The organism is Streptomyces sp. So13.3 (genome assembly GCF_005860785.2).
GTDB classification, from domain to species: domain Bacteria; phylum Actinomycetota; class Actinomycetes; order Streptomycetales; family Streptomycetaceae; genus Actinacidiphila; species Actinacidiphila fildesensis.
The window spans coordinates 2,662,817-2,683,201 of record NZ_CP048835.1; the positions used below are offsets into that span (position 1 = coordinate 2,662,817).

Sequence of the window (20,385 nt, forward strand, 5' to 3'; positions counted from 1 at the left end):
CGGTCGACATTGTCGAACACCGGACGGGACCCGGTCCGCCTGAATGGACGTAAGACAAGGGAGTCGCGGTGTCCAACAGCCATATCTTCTTCGGCGAGACCATCGGTACCGCCGTCCTCATCCTGCTGGGCGGTGGCGTCTGCGCCGCCGTCACGCTCAAGAGCTCCAAGGCCCGCAACGCGGGATGGCTCGCCATCACCTTCGGGTGGGGTTTCGCGGTGCTCACCGCGGTGTACATCTCCTCGAGCCTCTCGGGGGCGCACCTCAACCCTGCCGTCACCGTCGGCATCGCCGTCAAGACGGGCGACTGGAACGATGTGCCGCTGTACATAGCCGGACAGATGCTCGGCGCGATGATCGGCGCGGCGTTGGTCTGGGTGGCCTACTACGGACAGTTCCAGGCGCACATGGACGACAACGAGCTGGCACCGCCGCTCGGACCGGACAGCGGTCCGGCCGGACCGGTCCTCGGCGTCTTCTCCACCGGGCCTGAGGTCCGTAACCCGGTGCAGAACCTCGCCACCGAGATCATCGGCACCGCCGTTCTCGTCCTGGCCGTTCTCACCCAGGGCCTGACGCCGGGCCTCGCACTCTCCGGAACCGGCGCCCTGATCACCGCTCTGGTGGTCGTCAGCATCGGTCTGTCACTCGGAGGGCCCACCGGCTACGCGATCAACCCGGCCCGCGACCTCGGCCCGCGTATCGTGCACAGCCTTCTGCCGCTGCGCAACAAGGGCGGCTCCGACTGGGGCTACGCCTGGATCCCCGTCGTCGGCCCGCTCGTCGGTGCCGTTCTGGCGGGCGGCCTCTACCGGCTGGCCTTCGCGTAACCCCTCCTGTCCGACCGACGCAGACCCCTTGAGGAGCACACCGTGACCGACGCACACACCGCAGGGCCGTTCATCGCCGCGATCGACCAGGGCACCACGTCCAGCCGTTGCATCGTCTTCGACCGGGACGGCCGCATCGTCTCCGTCGACCAGAAGGAGCACGAGCAGATCTTCCCGAAGCCCAGCTGGGTCGAGCACGACGCCGCGGAGATCTGGACCAACGTCCAGGAAGTCGTCGCCAGTGCCGTCGAGAAGGCCGGGATCACCGCCGAGGACGTCAAGGCCATCGGCATCACCAACCAGCGCGAGACCACGCTGCTGTGGGACAAGAACACCGGCGAGCCGGTCCACAACGCGCTGGTCTGGCAGGACACCCGCACCGACGCGCTCTGCCGCGAGCTGGGCCGCAACGTCGGCCAGGACCGCTTCCGCCGCGAGACCGGCCTGCCGCTGGCGAGCTACTTCGCCGGCCCGAAGGCCCGCTGGCTGCTGGACAACGTCGAGGGCCTGCGCGAGCGCGCCGACCGCGGCGAGATCCTCTTCGGCACCATGGACAGCTGGGTCATCTGGAACCTGACCGGTGGCCCGGACGGCGGTGTGCACGTCACGGACGTCACCAACGCCTCCCGCACCATGCTGATGAACCTGCACACCCTGGAGTGGGACGAGAAGATCTGCGAGTCCATCGGCGTCCCGATGTCGATGCTCCCGGAGATCCGGTCCTCCTCCGAGGTCTACGGCACCGCCGCCGTCGGCGTGCTGGCCGGTGTGCCGGTCGCCTCCGCGCTCGGTGACCAGCAGGCCGCGCTGTTCGGCCAGACCTGTTTCGCCGAGGGCGAGGCCAAGTCGACGTACGGCACCGGCACCTTCCTGCTGATGAACACCGGCGAGAAGGCCGTCAACTCCTACAACGGCCTGCTCACCACCGTCGGCTATCGCATCGGTGACCAGAAGGCCGTCTACGCCCTCGAGGGCTCCATCGCCGTCACCGGCTCGCTGGTGCAGTGGATGCGCGACCAGATGGGCATCATCAAGAGCGCCGCCGAGATCGAGACCCTGGCGAGCTCCGTCGACGACAACGGCGGCGCGTACTTCGTGCCCGCCTTCTCCGGTCTGTTCGCCCCGTACTGGCGCGACGACGCCCGCGGTGTGATCGCCGGCCTCACCCGTTACGTCACCAAGGCGCACCTGGCCCGCGCGGTGCTCGAGGCCACCGCCTGGCAGACCCGCGAGATCGTCGACGCGATGAGCAAGGACTCCGGCGTCGAACTGGCCGCGGTCAAGGTCGACGGCGGTATGACCTCCAACAACCTGCTGATGCAGACCATCGCGGACTTCGTGGACGCCCCCGTCGTCCGTCCGATGGTCGCCGAGACCACCTGCCTGGGCGCCGCCTACGCGGCCGGTCTCGCCGTCGGCTTCTGGCCCGACACCGACGCACTGCGCGCCAACTGGCGCCGGGCCGCCGAATGGACCCCCCGGATGGACGCGGACAAGCGCGACCGCGAGTACAAGAACTGGCTCAAGGCCGTCGAGCGGACCATGGGCTGGATCGAAGAGGAGAACTGATCAGAATGTCTTCCACCCTGCAGAGCGTCCCCACCCTCGGGACGCACCCGACCGCCGGCACCGACCCCAGCCGATCCGAGACCAGGGAGCTGCTCAGCCACGCCACGTACGACCTACTGGTGATCGGCGGCGGCATCCTCGGCACCTCGGTCGCCTGGCACGCCGCGCAGTCCGGGCTGCGGGTCGCGATGGTGGACGCCGGCGACTTCGCCGGCGCCACCTCGTCGGCATCCTCCAAGCTCGTCCACGGCGGGCTGCGCTACCTGCAGACCGGCTCGGTCAAGCTGGTCGCCGAGAACCACCACGAGCGGCGGGTGCTGGCCAAGGACGTGGCTCCGCACCTGGTCAACCCGCTCACGTTCTACCTGCCGGTGTACAAGGGCGGCCCGCACGGCGCCGCCAAGCTCGGTGCGGGGGTCTTCGCGTACTCGGCGCTGTCCGCCTTCGGTGACGGTGTCGGCCGGGTCATCTCCCCGGCGAAGGCCGTGGCCGACAACCCGGGCCTGCGCACGGCGAACCTCAAAGCCGTCGCGGTCTACCACGACCACCAGATGAACGACTCGCGGATGGCCGTCATGACGGTCCGCGCGGCCGTGGAGTCCGGTGCCGTGGTGCTGAACCACGCCGAGGTGACGGGGCTGCGCTTCACGCACGGCAAGGTCACCGGCGCGGAGCTGCGCGACAAGCTGGACGGGACGGAGTTCGGGGTGAGCGCCCGGCTGGTGCTCAACGCCACCGGGCCGTGGGTCGACCACCTGCGGACGATGGAGGACAAGGGCTCCTCGCCCAGCATCCGGCTGTCCAAGGGCGCGCATGTGGTGATGAAGCGGAAGGTGCCGTGGAAGGCCGCCATGGCCACCCCGATCGACAAGTACCGCATCACCTTCGCCCTGCCGTGGGAGGACCAGCTGCTGCTGGGCACCACGGACGAGGAGTACACCGGCGACCCGGCGGACGTCCGGGCGACCGAGGCCGACATCCAGCAGATCCTGGACGAGGCCGCGTTCTCCGTGAAGGACGAGCACCTGGACCGGGACCTCATCACCTACGCCTTCGCCGGGCTGCGGGTGCTGCCGGGCGGGCCCGGCGGCGTCGAGTCCGCCAAGCGGGAGACGGTCGTCTCCGAGGGCCGCGGCGGGATGCTGTCGGTGGCGGGCGGCAAGTGGACCACCTACCGGCACATCGGCCGCACGGTGATGAACAAGCTCGCGAAGCTGCCCGGCGGGCCGCTCGGCGAGGACATGGAGCCGCAGAAGCTGCTCCCCCGGCGGATGCCGCTGCCGGGCCTCGCCAACCCGAACGCGGTCGCCCACCGGCTGCTGGTGGACCGCGACCCGGGCATGCGGATGGACCCGCTGACGGCGCGTCACCTCGCGAGCCACTACGGGTCGCTGTCGTTCGACATCGCCCGGCTCGTCAACGAGGACCCGACGCTCGGTGAGCGGATCCACGAGGACGGCCCGGAGATCTGGGCGCAGGTCGTGTACGCCCGCGACCACGAGTGGGCCCAGACGGCCGACGACGTGCTGCGCCGCCGCACCACGCTGACGGTGCGCGGTCTGGACACCGAGGCCGTCAGGACCCGGGTCGAGGACATGCTGGCCCGAAGGGCCTGATCCGTCCGGCGGTACACGGCACACGGCAGCGGAACGGCCGGGTGAGCGGGGATTCCCCGTTCGCCCGGCCGTTCGCGCGTCGCGCCGCCCGGTCCGCGGATCATGCGCTCCAATGCGGGTCGCGGCCGGAGAGCGCGAGGGCGCGTTCGAGATCGGTGGCCGGGCCGGTGAGTTCGACGGGTTCGGCGAAGCCCTTGTACTGGCGGTACATCTCGGCCTGCTGCTCGACGGCGGCGAGCACCACGGCGGCGGTCTCCTCGTCGGTGCGGAACTCCTGGCCGACGGTCTTCGCGACGTCCCAGCCGTGCAGCACCAGCTCGAGCAGGAGCATCGCGGCGATGTCGGCGGCGGGCATCTCGGCCCCGCCCATGTCGATACCGCCCTCCCACGCCTCGGGCCGGGCCCAGGCGGCGAGCGCGCGGTCGAGCTGCGCCGCGTACGCCTCGGCCCACTCCGGGTCCGCGGTGAAGTCGTGCTCGGTGAGCTCCTCGGGGAGGGTGGTGCGCAAGGCGCGGTGCTCCAGGCCGTGGGAGGTGTAGAGCACCCAGTGGTTGATCAGCGTGCGGGCGTCGAACTCCGGGCACGGGGTCGGCGCGGTGAGGTGTTCCGGCGTGATGGTGCGGGCGATACGGGCGGCTTCTGCGGCGCTGCGGACCAGCTGCGGATGAATGTTCATGAATCCCACGGTAGATCCGCGGCCGGGGCCCGTATTGAACAAACGCGACAGCTCAGAGGTCCTAGGCTGGCCGGATGACGACCCCGGAGATGGGGCGGGGAGTGCTGCGTCCCGCCGTGGCGGCCACCCAGTTCGAACTGCTGCGGGAGGAGCCGGCCGAGGCCGTCGCCCCGTACGTGGAGTTCTACTGGATCGTGCGCTGGGATCTGCGCGGCCGGCCGCCGCACGAGCAGAAGGTCCTCTCGCACCCCAATGTGCATCTGGTCTTCGAGAAGCCCGAGACCGCGGTCTACGGGGTGCAGCGCGGGGTCTTCACCCGGGTGTTGCGCGACCGCGGCCAGGTGCTGGGCATCAAGTTCCGGCCCGGCGGTTTCCGCCCGCTGCTGGGGTCGCCGGTCGCGGACCTCACCGACCGGTCGGTGCCCGCCGCGGAGCTGTTCGGGCCCGCCGTCACCACCGCGGAGCGGACGATCCTCGGGGCGTCCGACGTATCCACCATGACCGCCACCGCGGAATCGCTCCTCCTGAGCCTGCTCCCCGGCCCGGACGCGGCCCCTGACCCGGTCACGGCGGAGGTCGCCGCCATGGTGGAGCGGATCACCGCCTCCCCCTCCCTGTTCCGCGTCGACGAGGTCGCGGACGACCTCGGAGTCTCCGTCCGCAGACTCCAGCGGCTCTTCGCCGAACATGTCGGCGCCAGCCCCAAGTGGGTGCTGCGCCGGGCCCGGCTGCACGAGGCCGCCGCCCGTGCCGACCAGGGCGTGGGCATCGACTGGGCGGCCCTCGCCGCCGACCTCGGCTACAGCGACCAGTCCCACCTGACCCGGGACTTCACCGCCACGGTGGGCGCCTCCCCGGCCCGTTACGCGGGCGAGTAGGCCGGAGCCGGAGACCGTCTGCGCAGGGAGTCCGCGCGCCGGCCCGTCCGGGGGCATAATGGCCGGATACATCGGAGGTCTGGCGGCGGGTAGCGGGACAAGGACAGGGGGAGGTCGCGATGGCGGTCACCGACGAGGCGATCGAGAAGATCAAGGAAATGATCGTCTCAGGGGCGCTGCGGCCCGGCGACCGGCTGCCGAAGGAGAGCGAGCTCGCGGCTGAGCTGGGGCTTTCGCGCAATTCGCTGCGCGAGGCGGTGCGGGCGCTGTCGCTGATCCGGATCCTGGATGTGCGGCAGGGCGACGGCACCTATGTGACGAGCCTGGATCCACAGCTGCTGCTGGAGGCGATGAGCTTCGTGGTGGACTTCCACCGCGACGACACCGTGCTGGAGTTCCTGGCCGTCCGGCGGATCCTGGAGCCGGCCGCGACCGCGATGGCGGCGCTGCGCATCCCGGGGCCGGAACTCGACGTGCTCCAGGGGAAGCTGGACGCGCTCGGCCCCGAGCCCTCCGTCGAGGAACTGGTCGCCTCCGACCTGGAGTTCCACCGCGGCATCGTGCAGGCGTCGGGGAACTCGGTGCTCTGCTCGCTGCTCGACGGGCTGTCCGGGCCGACCACCCGGGCCCGCGTCTGGCGCGGCCTCACCCAGCAGGACGCGGTGAGCCGCACCCTGCACGAGCACCAGGCGATCCTGTCCGCGCTGCGCGACCGTGACGCGGAGGCCGCCCGCTCCTGGGCGACCGTGCACATCGCGAGCGTCGAGCAGTGGCTGCGCTCCACGCTGTAGGACGCGTCAGACGGGCGCGGGCAGCGGGATGTCCTCGTCGAGCAGTCCGCGCTCCACGAGGGCGCTCCACAGCCCGTCGGGGATCTCGTACGTGAAGAGCGCGGCGTTGTCCCGGACCTCCTCCGGGCTCGCCGCGCCGACGACCGCGGAGACCACCGACGGGTGCCCGAACGGGAAGCGCAGCGCGGCCGCCCGCAGCGGGACACCGAACTCCGCGCAGACGGCCGCGATGTCGAGGGCCCGGCGCACCAGCTCGGGCGGCGCCGCCGCGTAGTTGTACGGGGCGCCGGGCCGGGGGTCGGCGAGCAGCCCGGAGTTGTAGACGCCGCCGACGACCACGGCGGTGGAGCGCTCGGCGCACACCGGCAGCAGGTCGTCGTACGCGGTGCGCTCCAGCAGGGTCCAGCGGCCGGCGCAGAGCACCACGTCGACGTCGAGGTCGGCGACGAGCCGCGCGAGCACCCCGCTGTCGTTCATGCCGAAGCCGATGGCTCCCACCAGGCCCTCGTCGCGCAGCGCGGCGAGCGCGGGGAAGCCGGTCGCGTAGACCTCCGGCAGGTGGTCCTCGACATCGTGCAGATAGACGATGTCGACATCGTCGGTGCCGAGCCGCTCCAGGGAACCCTCCAGCGTGGCCCGGATCCCGTCGGCGGTGAAGTCCCACTCACGGGCGCGGGCCGGGGTGTCGACGAAGCCCTGGCCGTCGGTCCGCTCCCCCGGGGCCAGCGGCCGCAGCCGGCGGCCGACCTTGGTGGACAGCACGTACGAGGAGCGCGGCCGGCCGGCGAGCGCCCGGCCGAGGCGCTCCTCCGACAGGCCGAGGCCGTAGTGCGGGGCGGTGTCGAGGTAGCCGCAGCCGAGGTCGAGGGCGGCCGCCGTGACGGCGGCCGCGGTCGCGTCCGGCATGGCCCGGTACAGATTGCCCAGCGGCGCGCAGCCGAGGCCCAGGCGGGGCAGTGGCGGTACGGGCATGTGTCGGTCCTTGTCGTCGCGTCGGCCGGCCGGTCGGTCAGTCGGTCGGTCAGTCGGTCGGTCAGTCCTGTTTCTCGCCGCTCGCGAAGCGGGAGATGATCAGCGCCACGATGATGATCGCGCCGTTGAGGAACTGGTTCCACAGCGGGGGCACACCGCCCAGCGTCATCACATTGACGACCAGCTGCAGGGTGAGCACCCCGGTCAGCGCCCCGAAGAGGGTGCCCCGCCCGCCGTTGAGGCTGACGCCCCCGATGACGGTGGCGGCGAACACCTGGAAGATCCAGCCGTTGCCCTGGCTGGCCGAGACCGATCCGTAGTGGCCGGTGTACAGGATTCCGGCGAACGCGGCGAGCAGCCCGCCGAGCCCGAGCACGATCCAGGTGATGCGGTCCACGCGGATACCGGCGGCGCGCGCCGCCTCGGTGTTCCCGCCGATCGCGTAGAGCGCCCGGCCGTGCCGCAGATAGCCGAGGGCCAGGCCGCCGACCGCGAAGAGCACCAGGCAGATCCAGATGGCGGCGGGCGCGCCGAACCAGGAGGCCTTGCCGAGGTAGGCGAAGGACTCCGGCACGTTGACGATCGACTTGCCCTCGGCCACCCCGATCTGGAGGCCGCGCAGCATGGTGAGCATCCCGAGCGTGGCGATGAAGCCGTTGACACGCAGCTTGAGGATGAGGAAGCCGTTGATGCCGCCGATCACCACGCCGACCGCCAGGCAGACCGGGATCGCGGTCCAGGACGGCAGTACGCCCAGACCGTGGAAGGTCGCGGGGCCCGACGAGGGCAGCACCAGCCACATGGCGATGACCGGGGCCACGCCGATGGTGGATTCCAGCGACAGGTCCATCCGGCCGCTGATGAGGATGAGCGCCTCGGCCAGCACCAGCAGGCTCAGTTCGGTGGACTGCTGGGCGACACCGATCAGGTTGTCGGAGGTCAGGAAGGCCGGCGAGACGATGAAGCCGATCACGCACAGCACCAGCAGCACCGGGATCAGCGACAGGTCCCGGTAGCGGGCCAGCTGGAAGCTCAGACCTCCCGGCCGGCGCGTCTTGGAGGTGCCGACCGGCTCCACGGTCAGCTGGGTGGTGTCACTCATCTTCGTCGTCTCCCTTACGGCCGCCCGGGGTCACGGGCAGTCCTTCCATCGCGGAGACCACGTCCCTGTCGGTCCATCCGCTGTCGAACTCGGCGATCACCCGCCCGTGGAACAGGGCCAGTACGCGGTCGCAGACCCGCAGGTCGTCCAGCTCGTCGGAGACGATGACCGCGGCGTTCCCGCTGTCCGCCACCTCCCGCACCACACCGAGCAGGGAGTCCTTGGACTTGACGTCGACGCCCGCGGTCGGCCTGATCGCCACCAGCACCCGCGGTTTGCGGGCCAGTGCCCGCGCGATGACGACCTTCTGCTGGTTGCCGCCGGACAGGTCGGAGACCGACTGGCCGGGTCCCGAGGTCTTGATGTCCAGCGAGTCGATCATCGACTGCGCGAACTCCCGGGTGCGGGAGGGCAGCACGGTGCCGTACGGGCCGAGCTGGTCCGTGACGGTGAGCGTCGCGTTCTCCGCGACGCTGCGGCCCGGCACCAGCCCCTGCCGGTGCCGGTCCTCCGGCACGTAGCCGATCCCGGCGCCGAGCGCGTGCGGCACGCTCCCCGGCCGTACGGTCCGGCCCGCGACGACGGTCCGGCCGGCGGTGGGCTTGCGGAGCCCCACCAGGGTCTCCCCCAGCGCCGTGTTGCCGCTGGCGGTCGCCCCGGCCAGGCCGAGCACCTCGCCGGGGCGCACGGTGAAGTCGATGGCCCGGTAGGCGCCGTCGAGCGCCAGCCCCTCGGCGCGCAGCACGGGTTCGTCCTCCCGCCGCACCGTGGCGCCCGCCTGCCAGGCGGTGGCGGACTGCGCCGAGTCCCCGGTCATCGCCTGCACCAGGTCGGCCTTGCCCAGCTCCGCGACGGGCGCGGTGAGCACATGCCGGGCGTCACGGTAGACGGTGACGGTGGTGCACAGGTCGTACACCTCCTGGAGGTGGTGGGAGATGAACAGGAAGGCGACGCCCTGCCGCTGCAGTTCGCGCAGCCGGGCGAAGAGCCGCTCGATACCCGCCGCGTCGAGCTGGGCGGTCGGCTCGTCGAGGATGATGAAGCGGGCGCCGAAGGACAGCGCTCGCGCGATCTCCACGAACTGCCGCTGCTCGACGGTCAGATCCTTGGCGCGCGCCGCCGGATCGACCTCGACGCCATACTCGGCGAGCAGGTCACGGGCCCGCTGGCGCAGCTTCGGCCAGCGGATCCGGCCCTCCCCGAAGCGGCCGGCCGCGAGGCCGTACCGGTTCAGGAAGAGGTTCTCCGCGACGGTCAGATCCGGGACGACCATGGACTTCTGGTAGACGCAGGCGACCTTCGACTGCCAGGCGGTGGTGTCCCCGAACGCGGGCGCCGCCTCGCCCTGGAAGGCGACGGAGCCCGCGTCCGGGGCGTGCAGCCCGGTCAGTACGGAGACGAGGGTGGACTTGCCGGCGCCGTTGCGGCCGACGAGCGCGTGGGACTCGCCGGCCTGCACCGTCAGCCGCACCCGGTCGAGCGCGACGGTCGGCCCGAAGCGCTTGACGACGCCCTCGGCGTGCACGGCCGGCGGCGGTGCCCCGGCCGCCGGCTCCTGGCGGGGGAGTTCCTTGGCTGGTGCCTGGGACATGGTCAGCTCTTTCCGAGCTGGTTGGCCCACAGCGCGGCGTCGTCCACGTTGCTCTTGGTGACGAGCGGGGCGGGCAGCTGGTCCTCCAGACCGTTCGGGATCTTGATGATGTTGGAGCCGTGGTCGGTCGGACCGGGCTGGAACGTCTTGCCGTCCAGCGCGGCCTTCGCGTAGAAGAGCGCGTACTTGGCGTAGAGGTCGGCGGGCTGCGAGACCGTCGCGTCGATCTTGCCCTCGCGGATCGCCTTCAGCTCCTCGGGGATCCCGTCGTTGGAGATGATGGTGATGTGGCCTGCCGTGCCCGGCGGCTTGAGCAGGTGCTTCTGCTCCAGCAGGGCGAGGGTGGGCTGCAGGAAGACGCCGCCGGCCTGCATGTAGATGCCGTTGATGTCCGGGTCCGAGGCGAGGGTGGCCTGCAGCTTGGAGGAGGCGACATCGCCCTTCCAGTCGGTGGCCAGCTCGATGACCTTGATGTTCGGGAACTTCTCCTTCATGCAGGACGCGAACGCCTCCGAGCGGTCCCGCCCGTTGATGGAGTCGAGCGCGCCCTGGAACTCGACGACCTTGCCCTTGCCGGCGAGCTGCTGGCCGAGGTATTCGCACGCCTTCTGCCCGTACGCCTTGTTGTCGGCGCGCACCACCATGTAGACGTCGCCCTTGTCGGGGCGGGTGTCGACGCTGATGACCGGGATCTTCTTGTCCGCCAGGCGTTCCAGGGTGGAGGCGATGGCGCCGGTGTCCTGCGGGGCCATCACCACCGCCTTGGCGCCCTGGTCGGTGAAGGTCTGGGTGTTCGCGACGAGCTTGGTGATGTCGTTCTGCGAGTTGCTGCGCGGCAGTGCGGAGACGACCCCGTCCTTCACGCCCTTCTCGATGTACTGCTGGTACGAGTTCCAGAAATCGCTGTCGGCACGCGGCAGGTCGATACCGACCTTGCCCGAGGTGCCCGCCTTGTCGTCGCTGCCGCGATTGCAGCCGGCGACGGCGGTGACCGCGAGGAGTGCCGCGCACGCCGTGACCATGGTGCTCGTGAGGGAACGCTGCCGCAGTCTCATCGTCGAGTCCTGCCCTTCTTGGTGTGTAGCGGCTCGGAATGCTTACGCCCTGGGAGGCGATGGGGAGTGGATCAGCGAGCGGTGTCCTGCGGCTTCGGATCCAAGGCGGAGGAGGGAGGCGACGCGGAGCGTCGTCGACCGACGACAACGCCGGAGCCGGAGTCGCAGGACACCGGGAGCCCGCTCCCTATTGCCCCCCAGGGCGTTGGGGGGTGGGGCGGAGTCTCAGTCCTTGCATGCCACCGTCGACGGCCAGTGCCGTCCCGGTGACGCTCCCGGCGGCGGGGCTCGCCAGGTAGGCGATGGCCGCGGCGACCTCGTCGGCGGCGACGAGGCGGCCCAGCGGTTGCCGGGCGTTCAGTGCGGCGCGCTCGGCGGCCGGATCATCGGCACGGTCGAGCAGTCTGCCGATCCAGGGGGTGTCGGCGGTACCGGGATTCACGCAGTTCACGCGTACGCCCTCGCGGACGTGGTCGGCGGCCATCGCGAGCGTCAGCGAGAGCACCGCGCCCTTGCTGGCGCTGTACAGGGCGCGCTGCGGAAGTCCCGCGGTCGCCGCGATGGAGCAGGTGTTGGTGATGGACACACAGCCGGGGCGGTCCGCGGCGGCGGCCCGCAGGTGCGGCAGCGCGGCCCGCGCGGTGCGCACCATGCCGAGGACGTTGATGTCCAGGACGCGGAGCCATTCGTCGTCGTCGTTCTCCTCGACGGTGCCGATCGCGCCGATCCCCGCGTTGTTGACGAGGATGTGCAGGCCGCCGAGGAGTCCGACGGCCTCGGCGACCGCGGCCCGTACCGCGGGGCCGTCGGCGACGTCCGCCGTGACGGCCAGGGTGCCGGGCGGCGCTCCCGCGGGATCGCGGTCCAGGACGGCGACGCGCGCGCCGCGCGCGGTGAGCAGGGCGGCGGTGGCGGCGCCGATGCCGGAGGCGCCGCCGGTCACGAGGGCGGTGAGCCCCCGCAACTCACGGTCTTGGATGTTGTTCATGCGGATCCTTCCTGGCGGGCCTGCGAAACAGTGCGGTCCTCCTGCCGGGCCTGCCAGACCGGGCCTTCCGGGTAGCGGTGGTCGGCGATGGATCGGGGTTTCATCCGGGCGGAGAAGCCGGGACGGGCGGGGGCGCGGTAGCGGCCGTGGTCGATGACGACGGGGTCCTCGAAGTGCTCGTGGAGGTGGTCCACGTATTCGATGACCCGGTCGTCCCAGCTCCCGGAGACGGCGACGTAGTCGAACATCGCCAGGTGCTGCACGAGCTCGCACAGGCCGACACCGCCCGCGTGCGGGCAGACCGGCACCCCGAACTTGGCGGCCAGCAGCAGGATCGCGATGTTCTCGTTGACCCCGGCGACGCGGGCCGCGTCGATCTGGACGAAGTCCACGGCGCCGGCCTGCAGCAGCTGCTTGAACATGACGCGGTTGGCGGCGTGTTCACCGGTGGCGACCTTGACGGGCTGCCCGGCGCGTACCGCGGCGTGCGCGAGGATGTCGTCCGGGCTGGTGGGTTCCTCGATCCAGTACGGGTCGTAGGCGGCCAGGGCCTTCATCCACTCCAGCGCGGCGGAGACGTCCCAGCGCTGGTTGGCGTCGACGGCGATCCGGATGTCCGGGCCGACGGCCTCGCGGGCGATCCGCATCCGGCGCAGGTCGTCGCCGAGATCGGCGCCGACCTTGAGCTTGATCTGGTGGAAGCCGTCGGCGACGGCTTCCTTGGACAGCCGGGCGAGCTTCTCGTCGGAGTAGCCGAGCCATCCCGGTGAGGTGGTGTACGCGGGGTAGCCGCGGTCGCGCAGCAGCGCGGCCCGTGCGGCCCGGCCGGGTTCCGCGGCGCGCAGGATGTCCAGCGCCTCCTCGCGGGTGAGCGCGTCGGTCAGATAGCGGAAGTCGACCATGTCCACGATCTGTTCCGGGCTCATCGAGGCGAGGAACTCCCAGACCGGCTGGCCGGCCCGCTTGGCCGCCAGGTCCCAGGCCGCGTTGATGACGGCGCCGGCCGCCATGTGCATGACGCCCTTCTCCGGGCCCAGCCAGCGCAGCTGCGAGTCATGGGTCAGTTCCCGGTGGAGTCCGCCAAGATCACCGGTAATACTGTCCACGCCGCGTCCCAGTACATAGGGTCGCAGGGAGCGGATCGCGGCGGCGGTGACATCGTTGCCGCGGCCGATCGTGAAGCAGAAGCCGTGCCCCTCCAGGCCGTCGGGGTCATCGGTGCGCAGAACTACGTAGGCGGCGGAGTAGTCGGGGTCGGGGTTCATGGCGTCCGAGCCGTCGAGCTGCTCCGAGGTCGGGAAGCGTATGTCGTAGACGTCGACCTCGGTAATGGTCGGACTCATGTACACCCCCGTCGTGAGACATCGGATCTTTTTTCGAACAACCGATGTATAGCGCCGAAAACCTCGCGAAGTCCAGGGGGTAGAGCCAACTTTGTGGAAGACAGATCGGATGTCTCGCGAGAGACTCCTGAAATGGCTGCGTCGTGGGGCGCTGGTGACCGCTGTGGTGCTCCTGGTCCCCGTGGTGGCCGTGGCCATCGCGCTGCGGCTCGAATACGCCGGGGATCCCGGCGCGGCGGGCCGCACCCGGGGGCATGACGCGGTCTGGCTCGGGCACGCCTGGGTCGACGGCCGGCACACCGCGGCCGACCTCGAAGCCCTGCGCGTCCAGGCCCAGGGCACCGGGATCCGGGACCTCTATGTGCACACCGGACCGCTGGAGCAGAACGGCAGTCTCGATCCGACGCTCTACCCGGGCGCGGCCTGGCTGATCGGCGAGGTCCACCGGATCCTGCCGGGCGTCCGGGTGCAGGCCTGGCTCGGCAACGTCATCGCGCACCACAACGGGGACGACGGGCTGCACCTGCCCGACGAGGCCACCCGCGCCCGCATCCAGGCCAGCGGTCAGCAGGTGCTGGCCGCCGGATTCGACGGCGTCCACCTCGATCTGGAGCCCAACTACTCCGGTGACAAGGACTTCCTGGACATCCTGGACCGGTTGCGCGCCACGACTTCGGCGCACGGCGCCGCGCTGTCGGTGGCCACCCACCAGATCGATCCGCTGCCGGGACTGCACACCATCGCGCTGTCGATGTTCGACCATCCCAAGTGGTGGTCGCAGAAGTACTTCGCCGAGGTCGCCCGCCGCGTCGACCAGGTCGCGGTGATGGCGTACGACTCGGCGATGCCACTGGAAAGCCTGTTCGGGGGTTACCTCGCCCAGCAGACCGCCCTCGCCCTGGAGGTCACCCCGGCCGGCACCGACCTGATCATGGGGCTGCCCGGCTACCACACCAGCACGAGCGGACACCATCCCTCCGCCGAGACCGTCACGGCCGCCGTGCGCGGCGCGCGACTGGGTCTGGCCAGGCACGGAAAGGACCGCGAGGCCTTCGGCATGGCGCTCTACGTGGACTACGCCGCGACCCCCGGCGACTGGGCCGCGTACCGGTCCGGATGGGGCGGGCGCTGACCGCCGCGGGAGCGGATCGTGACCGGACGCGTACGTGCGATGACCGTGGGGATCATCCTGGTACGAGGGCTGCGGAGAGGGCCTCCGTAAGCCGTAGGCTGGTCCCGCACTGACACGAACAGCAGCCGGCAGGGGACGGCCTCGCCCCCTCCGGCCGGAAGGAGGCGCTGGGTGATCGAGCTCGAGGGAGTACCCGAGCTGATCGACCCGGTCATGGTGGCCGCGTTCGAGGGCTGGAACGACGCCGGCGACGCAGCCTCCACCGCGGTCGGCCACATGGACCGGGAATTCAAGGGGGAAGTCTTCGCGGCACTGGACGCCGAGGACTACTACGACTTCCAGGTCAACCGGCCGACCGTCTGGCTGGACGCCGGGGTACGCAAGATCACCTGGCCGACCACGCGGCTGTCGGTGGTCCGCGTCCAGAACCCCCGGCCCCGTGACCTCGTCCTGGTCCGCGGCATCGAGCCGAGCATGCGCTGGCGCTCGTTCTGCAACGAGATCCTGGGCTTCGCCCATGAACTCGGCGTGGAGATGGTCGTCGTGCTGGGCGCGCTGCTGGGCGACACCCCGCACACCCGCCCGGTCCCCGTCACCGGAGTGACCTCCGACGCGGACCTGGCCGTCGCCCTGAACCTGGAGGAGTCCCGCTACGAGGGCCCGACCGGCATCGTCGGCATCCTGCAGGAGGCGTGCACGCACGCCGGCATCCCGGCGGTCAGCCTGTGGGCCGCCGTCCCGCACTACGTGTCGCAGCCGCCGAACCCCAAGGCGACGCTCGCCCTCCTCAACCGCCTGGAGGATCTGCTCGATGTGCGGATCCCGCTCGGCGAACTGCCGGAGGACGCGCGCGCCTGGCAGGTCGGGGTGGACCAGCTCGCGGCCGAGGACAGCGAAGTCGCCGAGTACGTACAGACGTTGGAGGAGGCCCGCGACACCGTCGAACTGCCGGAGGCGTCGGGCGAGGCCATCGCCAAGGAGTTCGAGCGCTATCTGCGGCGCCGCGACCCCGACACCGGCGAGGCCCATCCCTACCTCAGGGACACCTCATCGGGACCGCACCCCGCCCGGGGCGCCGCCAAGGAGGAGCCCGAACCGGACGACTCCGACGACGAGTAGCCCGGTACGCGGGACGACCGGCCGCCGGCCGGGTGCGCGCTGCGCATCCGGCCGGCGGTCGTCCGTCACGGGGTCCCGACGGGTCAGGCGCAGCTGAACTTCGCCGCGGCCCAGTCCCCGTGGTCACCGCTCTTGGAACCGTTGGTGTCGGTGATCTTCAGACGGACGTGGCGCGCCCCGCCGAGCGGGACGTCCACCGGCACGGTCGCGGAGGCGCCCGTCACCTTGGGCGAGGTCCACAGCACCTTGCCGTCGGCCTCGACCGAGAAGGCCACCTCCCCATAGCCGTTGATCTCGTCGTCGATCCCGGCGTCCGCGGTGAAGCGGGTGCAGCGGCCGCCGGTGTAGAGCTCGATGTCGGAGTCGGCGTGGGCGCCGATCCCCTTGGGGTAGACCGTGCCCGCCAGGGTGATCGGATGACCGTCCTCGGCGCCCGACTCCCCGTTGCTGCGATCGCGTTCGGGCGGCCCGTAGCCGTTCCCCTCGCTCAGCCACACCATGTCGCTCGCCCAGGTGTCGGCCACCGGTGGCGGCGGCATCGCGGAGACCGCGAACGGCTGCGCCGTCACCCGGGCCTGCCCGCCCGTCCGGTAGGCGGCGGAGGCCGTCAGCACCGCCTCCCCCGGTGCCGCGTTCTGCGGCGGGGTGACGGTGACCTGGACCCTCCGGGTCGTCCCGGCGGGAATGCGGCCCACCGGCGCAGGGGCGGTCACCGACCAGCCGGCCGGCGCCTTCAGCGTCACCTGGACTCCGGTGGCGTCCCTGCTGCCCGCCGTCACGTCCACCGGCACGGTGGCCGGCACACCCGCGCCGACCTCCTGCGCCGGCGGCGACGACACCACGGCGGCGCTGCCCGGCGCCTTGCCGCCGAGCGCGCTCGCGCCCAGCAGCCGGAGGGAGAACGCCTTCGCGGTGCTCAGCGACGGGGTCTTGACCTGCACCACGCCGCCCCGGTCGGCCGTGTCGAACCACCAGCCGCGCGAGGCCGCGTCGAAGGCGGCCTTGGAGGTGTACTTCGGCAGCGCGGACCCGTCCAGCAGCAGACCGGCAGGCGCGTCACCGGTGTGCACGGTGAACTGGTACGGGCGGGCGGTCTGCTTGCCCTGGAAGGTTCCGTTGCTGGCTCCGACGTCGACGGTCACGTCGCCCGCGCCGGACGACGGGGCCTTGACGGTGACCTTCTGCCGCGCGTACTTCCCGGCCCGGCTCTGCCGGGTGACGCCGTCGTCCTCGTACAGCGTGAAGGACGACGTGCCCTGCGGGTAGACGTCCCAGGCGACCGGCGAGGCCGGGGTGCGGTCCTGGTAGGACCTGATGCCGGGCCACATCGGCACGGCGGCACCGGCCTTGACGAACAGCGGCAGCGTGCCCAGCGGCGCGCTGTAGCCGTTGACCGTGGTCGGGCCCTGGTAGACGCGGCCGGTCCAGTAGTCGCTCCAGGTGCCCTTCGGCAGATAGATGCCGTCGCGCACCGCGGTGTCCTGGTAGACCGGCGTCACGAGGAAGTCCTCGCCGGACAGGAACTCGTACTTCGCCGCGTCGGACGCCGCCTTCGGGTCGTCCGGGTACTCCAGCGCGAGCGGCCGCACCTGGCCGACCCCGGTGCGGTTCGCCTCGGCCGCGTAGGAGTACGTGTACGGCAGCAGCGACTCCTTGAGCTTGAGGTACTGGCGGTTGATGGAGGTGTACGGCTCCCCGTACCGGTAGGGCTGCTTGTCGTTCGCGGCCCAGCCGTCCATCGTCATCACGGCCGGCAGGAAGGACTTCCACTCCAGGTCGCGGGTGTAGGTCTTGGGGCTGCCGCCGAAGATGCCGTCGATGTCACCCGAGGTGTAGGCGAGCCCGGACATCGTGGCGCCCGCGTACGTCGGGATCTGCCAGCGGATGTACTCCCAGCTGCCGGACTGGTCGCCCGACCACTGCACGCCGCAGCGCTGCGCGCCCGACCAGCTCTCGGGAGCCCAGGTGAAGCCGCGGGCGTCGCTGTTGTCCTCGATGCCCTGGTAGGCGTCCTTGCAGCCGTCGAGGGCGAACTTGTAGCCGCCGCCGACCCAGGCCACGTCGAGCTTGGCGATCCGCTGGCCGGCCTTGACCTGGTCGGCGAGTTTGCCGATGCCGTCCTCGGTCCACAGGCCGGTCTTCATCTTGCGGTCCTGGAGACCGGCGGAGGTCTGCGGGAGGTTCTCGTAGCCGCAGCCGTAGCCGTCGTTGACGAGCATCCAGCCGTTCGGCATGTCGTTCTTGACGTAGTCGTCGGCGACCTTGAGGGAGTCCAGGGTGTGCCGCTCGCCCCGGTTGGCGTTGTGCAGATAGCAGTCGGAGTCGCCGACCTCGAGCCCGTACACGGGCGGCAGGAAGGGGCGGCCGGTCAGCTGGGTGTACTGGCCGATGACGTCCTTGGCCGACGGGCCGGCGAAGTAGTACGCGTCGAAGCGGTTCTCCTGCTCGGTCGTCGCCACCGGATCGGTGAAGGCGTACGTGCCGGGCGCATAGGTGTTGCGGAAGGCGCCGTAGCCGGCCGTGGACAGGTAGAACGGGACGGAGTTGGGGTGCCCGCCGTCGTTCCAGTTGTCGTCGACGCCGACCTCGACGGTCTGGCCGCGGTGCGAGGTGTTACCGCGGCCGTTCTGCATCCCGGCGCCGTAGAACTGCTCGGTGGCGCCGCGCTCCAGGGTCTGGGTGGTCCTGGTGCCGTTCCACGTCAGGCCCTTGGACTCGGCCCAGACCTTGGTGCCGTCGGCGCGGTAGAGGGCGAAGCGCAGCGGGGACTTGTACGCGCGCAGGGTGACCTGGGAGGTACTCAGCTCGTACCGGTCACCCGCGTCCCGCCACCGGGTGGCCGGCGCGGCGCCCTGCGGCAGCACGATGTCGGTGCCGGTGGGGTCGCTGAACTTCCCGTCGGGCGCGAGCTCCACACGGAACGTCTGCCCGGACACGAAGGTGACCCGGACCTCGGCCTGGCCGGCCGTCAGGTGGTAGACGGGCCCGGCGGCGGAGAATCCGGTCAGATTCCCGACGGTGGTATCGGCGGGCGCGGCGGCGTGCGCCGTACCCGGTACCGGGACGAGGAGGGCCACGAGCAGGCCCAGCATCACCATCAGCGGCATCGCAGACATTCTGCGATGTTCTTGAGCATTCCTGTGCATGAACACCTCTCCGGCTGCATCTGCGCGCAGTTGGAAGCAAGAAATGAGCAACTGCGAGCGTGTATAGCGCAGATGCCGTGCTCCTGACCAGAGGGCCGTCGGGTGCCGGGTCACCGCTTCCGGCGCGGCGGGCCCCGTTCCGCTGTCCGCCGGGCGCAACGAAACGGCCCCGGCGGCGATCCGCCGGGGCCGTTCGGTTGCGCTACGAGCTGTCGTACGGGCTGTCGTTAGAGGGCGACGCCCAGGAGTGCGTCGACCGCGCGGGAGACCACACCGGGCGCTCCCTCGTCCGTGCCGCCGGACAGGGCCTGCGAGGCGGCCCAGCGGTCCACCGCGGCGAGCGCGGCCGGTGCGTCCAGGTCGTTCGCGAGCGCCTCGCGGATCTCCTCGACGAGCGCCTCGGCCGGCGGCCCGTCGGGACGGGACACCGCCGCGCGCCAGCGGGCGAGGCGTTCGACGGCGTCGGCGAGCACGCCGTCCGTCCACTCCCAGTCGGCGCGGTAGTGGTGGGCGAGGAGCGAGAGCCGGATCGCGGCGGGGTCGACCCCGTCACGGCGCAGCTGGGAGACGAAGACCAGGTTGCCCTTGGACTTCGACATCTTCTCGCCGTTGAGGGCGACCATGCCGGCGTGCACGTACGCCTTGGCCATCGGGAACTCGCCGGTGAGCACCTGGGCGTGCGAGGCGCCCATCTCGTGGTGCGGGAAGGCGAGGTCGGAGCCGCCGCCCTGGACGTCGAAGCCCATCCCGAGGTGGTCCAGCGCGATGGCCACACACTCGATGTGCCAGCCGGGCCGGCCGCGGCCGAGGGAGGCGCCGTCCCAGCTCGGCTCGCCCTCACGGGCGGCCATCCAGAGCATCGGGTCCAGCGGGTTCTTCTTGCCGGGACGGTCCGGGTCGCCGCCGCGCTCCGCGGACAGGATCCGCATCGCGGTCGCGTCCAGCCGGGAGACCTGGCCGAAGTGCGGGTCGGAGTCGACGGAGAAGTAGGTGTCGCCACCCAGTTCGTAGGCGGCACCCAGTTCCAGCAGCCGTTCGACCAGCGGGACGATCCCGGGTATGGCCTCGACGGCGCCGATGTAGTGGGCCGGGGGGAGCATCCGCAGCGCGGTCATGTCCTCCCGGAACAGGGCGGTCTCACGCTCGGCGAGCGCGGTCCAGTCGTCTCCGTTGGCGATGGCCCGCTCCAGGAGCGGATCGTCGACGTCCGTGACGTTTTGGACGTACTGCACCTGACGCTTCGTATCGAGCCACACGCGCTGCACGAGGTCGAACGCGTTGTAGGTGGCCGCGTGCCCCATGTGGGTGGCGTCATAGGGAGTGATCCCGCAGACATAGATGCGGGCGACCGGACCGGGGTCCAGGGTTACCGGGCCACCGGTCGCGGTGTCGTGGAGGCGGAGGTCGCGGCCACTGCCGGGAAGGGCAGGGACGTCGGAAGCGGGCCAGGCATACATGAGATGAGCGTAACCGGACGTGGGTTCCGGAAACGAACCGGCGGCAGGCACGAGTGCGGATGGGCCGGATTGGCCGTCTTGACTTTTCCGCGCGCCGCCGCCCGGGAGGGTCGGCTCCGG

General features: G+C 71.0%; 16 protein-coding genes. 7 read left to right on the plus strand and 9 right to left on the minus strand.

Annotation, left to right across the window (positions count from 1 at the left end):
• The first annotated feature begins 68 nt into the window (after positions 1-68).
• The 3 genes from C8250_RS12120 to C8250_RS12130 are packed head-to-tail and all read left to right on the plus strand — an operon-like array spanning position 69 to position 4,015.
• Positions 69-830, plus strand: coding sequence for an MIP/aquaporin family protein (locus C8250_RS12120; RefSeq protein ID WP_138354794.1), 762 nt, complete (start codon positions 69-71; stop codon positions 828-830).
• Positions 831-872: 42 nt separating this feature from the next.
• The gene (gene glpK, locus C8250_RS12125) at positions 873-2,399 is read left to right on the plus strand and encodes a glycerol kinase GlpK (RefSeq protein ID WP_138354793.1); all 1,527 of its coding nucleotides are present in this window, start codon (positions 873-875) and stop codon (positions 2,397-2,399) included.
• A gap of 5 nt (positions 2,400-2,404) precedes the next feature.
• Complete coding sequence (locus tag C8250_RS12130; protein ID WP_138354792.1) at positions 2,405-4,015, plus strand: glycerol-3-phosphate dehydrogenase/oxidase; 1,611 nt, start codon at positions 2,405-2,407, stop codon at positions 4,013-4,015.
• A gap of 100 nt (positions 4,016-4,115) precedes the next feature.
• On the opposite strand, the gene C8250_RS12135 is transcribed toward C8250_RS12130, so the two are convergent.
• The gene (locus C8250_RS12135; RefSeq protein WP_138354791.1) at positions 4,116-4,691 is read right to left on the minus strand and encodes a TIGR03086 family metal-binding protein; all 576 of its coding nucleotides are present in this window, start codon (positions 4,689-4,691) and stop codon (positions 4,116-4,118) included.
• Between the two features lie 74 nt (positions 4,692-4,765).
• Between C8250_RS12135 and C8250_RS12140 the strand changes: the two genes are divergently transcribed.
• Positions 4,766-5,569 (plus strand): helix-turn-helix domain-containing protein, encoded by an 804-nt coding sequence (locus C8250_RS12140; protein WP_203218432.1) that lies wholly within the window; start codon positions 4,766-4,768, stop codon positions 5,567-5,569.
• Between the two features lie 119 nt (positions 5,570-5,688).
• The gene (locus C8250_RS12145; protein ID WP_138354790.1) at positions 5,689-6,360 is read left to right on the plus strand and encodes a FadR/GntR family transcriptional regulator; all 672 of its coding nucleotides are present in this window, start codon (positions 5,689-5,691) and stop codon (positions 6,358-6,360) included.
• A gap of 6 nt (positions 6,361-6,366) precedes the next feature.
• Here the strand turns inward: C8250_RS12145 and C8250_RS12150 are convergent, their stop codons facing one another.
• The 6 genes from C8250_RS12150 to C8250_RS12175 all read right to left on the minus strand — a co-directional run bounded on the left by C8250_RS12150 (position 6,367) and on the right by C8250_RS12175 (position 13,411).
• Entirely contained in the window at positions 6,367-7,332 is a 966-nt protein-coding gene (locus C8250_RS12150; RefSeq protein ID WP_138354789.1) for an aldo/keto reductase, read from the minus strand.
• Between the two features lie 61 nt (positions 7,333-7,393).
• Positions 7,394-8,434 carry an ABC transporter permease gene (locus C8250_RS12155; RefSeq protein WP_138354788.1) on the minus strand — a complete coding sequence of 347 codons (1,041 nt, stop codon included), beginning with the start codon at positions 8,432-8,434 and terminating at the stop codon, positions 7,394-7,396.
• Positions 8,427-10,025, minus strand: a complete 1,599-nt coding sequence (locus C8250_RS12160; protein WP_138354787.1) for a sugar ABC transporter ATP-binding protein — start codon at positions 10,023-10,025, stop codon at positions 8,427-8,429. The genes C8250_RS12155 and C8250_RS12160 overlap by 8 nt, the downstream gene beginning before the upstream one ends.
• Positions 10,026-10,027: 2 nt before the next feature.
• Positions 10,028-11,080: a sugar ABC transporter substrate-binding protein gene (locus C8250_RS12165; protein ID WP_138354786.1), complete on the minus strand. Its 1,053-nt coding sequence runs from the start codon at positions 11,078-11,080 to the stop codon at positions 10,028-10,030.
• A gap of 187 nt (positions 11,081-11,267) precedes the next feature.
• Positions 11,268-12,068, minus strand: a complete 801-nt coding sequence (locus C8250_RS12170; protein WP_138354785.1) for an SDR family oxidoreductase — start codon at positions 12,066-12,068, stop codon at positions 11,268-11,270.
• Positions 12,065-13,411 (minus strand): L-fuconate dehydratase, encoded by a 1,347-nt coding sequence (locus C8250_RS12175; RefSeq protein ID WP_138354784.1) that lies wholly within the window; start codon positions 13,409-13,411, stop codon positions 12,065-12,067. The genes C8250_RS12170 and C8250_RS12175 overlap by 4 nt, the downstream gene beginning before the upstream one ends.
• 109 nt (positions 13,412-13,520) lie before the next feature.
• Here C8250_RS12175 and C8250_RS12180 point away from each other — a divergent pair, with 109 nt between their 5' ends.
• Both C8250_RS12180 and C8250_RS12185 read left to right on the plus strand, forming a co-directional pair.
• Complete coding sequence (locus C8250_RS12180; RefSeq protein WP_138354783.1) at positions 13,521-14,543, plus strand: hypothetical protein; 1,023 nt, start codon at positions 13,521-13,523, stop codon at positions 14,541-14,543.
• A gap of 171 nt (positions 14,544-14,714) precedes the next feature.
• Positions 14,715-15,662, plus strand: a complete 948-nt coding sequence (locus tag C8250_RS12185; RefSeq protein WP_138354782.1) for a PAC2 family protein — start codon at positions 14,715-14,717, stop codon at positions 15,660-15,662.
• 83 nt (positions 15,663-15,745) lie between these two features.
• On the opposite strand, the gene C8250_RS12190 is transcribed toward C8250_RS12185, so the two are convergent.
• A complete protein-coding gene (locus C8250_RS12190; RefSeq protein ID WP_232486141.1) occupies positions 15,746-18,754 on the minus strand; it encodes an NPCBM/NEW2 domain-containing protein in 3,009 nt (1,002 codons plus the stop codon).
• 281 nt (positions 18,755-19,035) lie between these two features.
• Complete coding sequence (gene mshC / locus C8250_RS12195; RefSeq protein ID WP_138354780.1) at positions 19,036-20,265, minus strand: cysteine--1-D-myo-inosityl 2-amino-2-deoxy-alpha-D-glucopyranoside ligase; 1,230 nt, start codon at positions 20,263-20,265, stop codon at positions 19,036-19,038.
• Positions 20,266-20,385 lie beyond the last annotated feature (120 nt).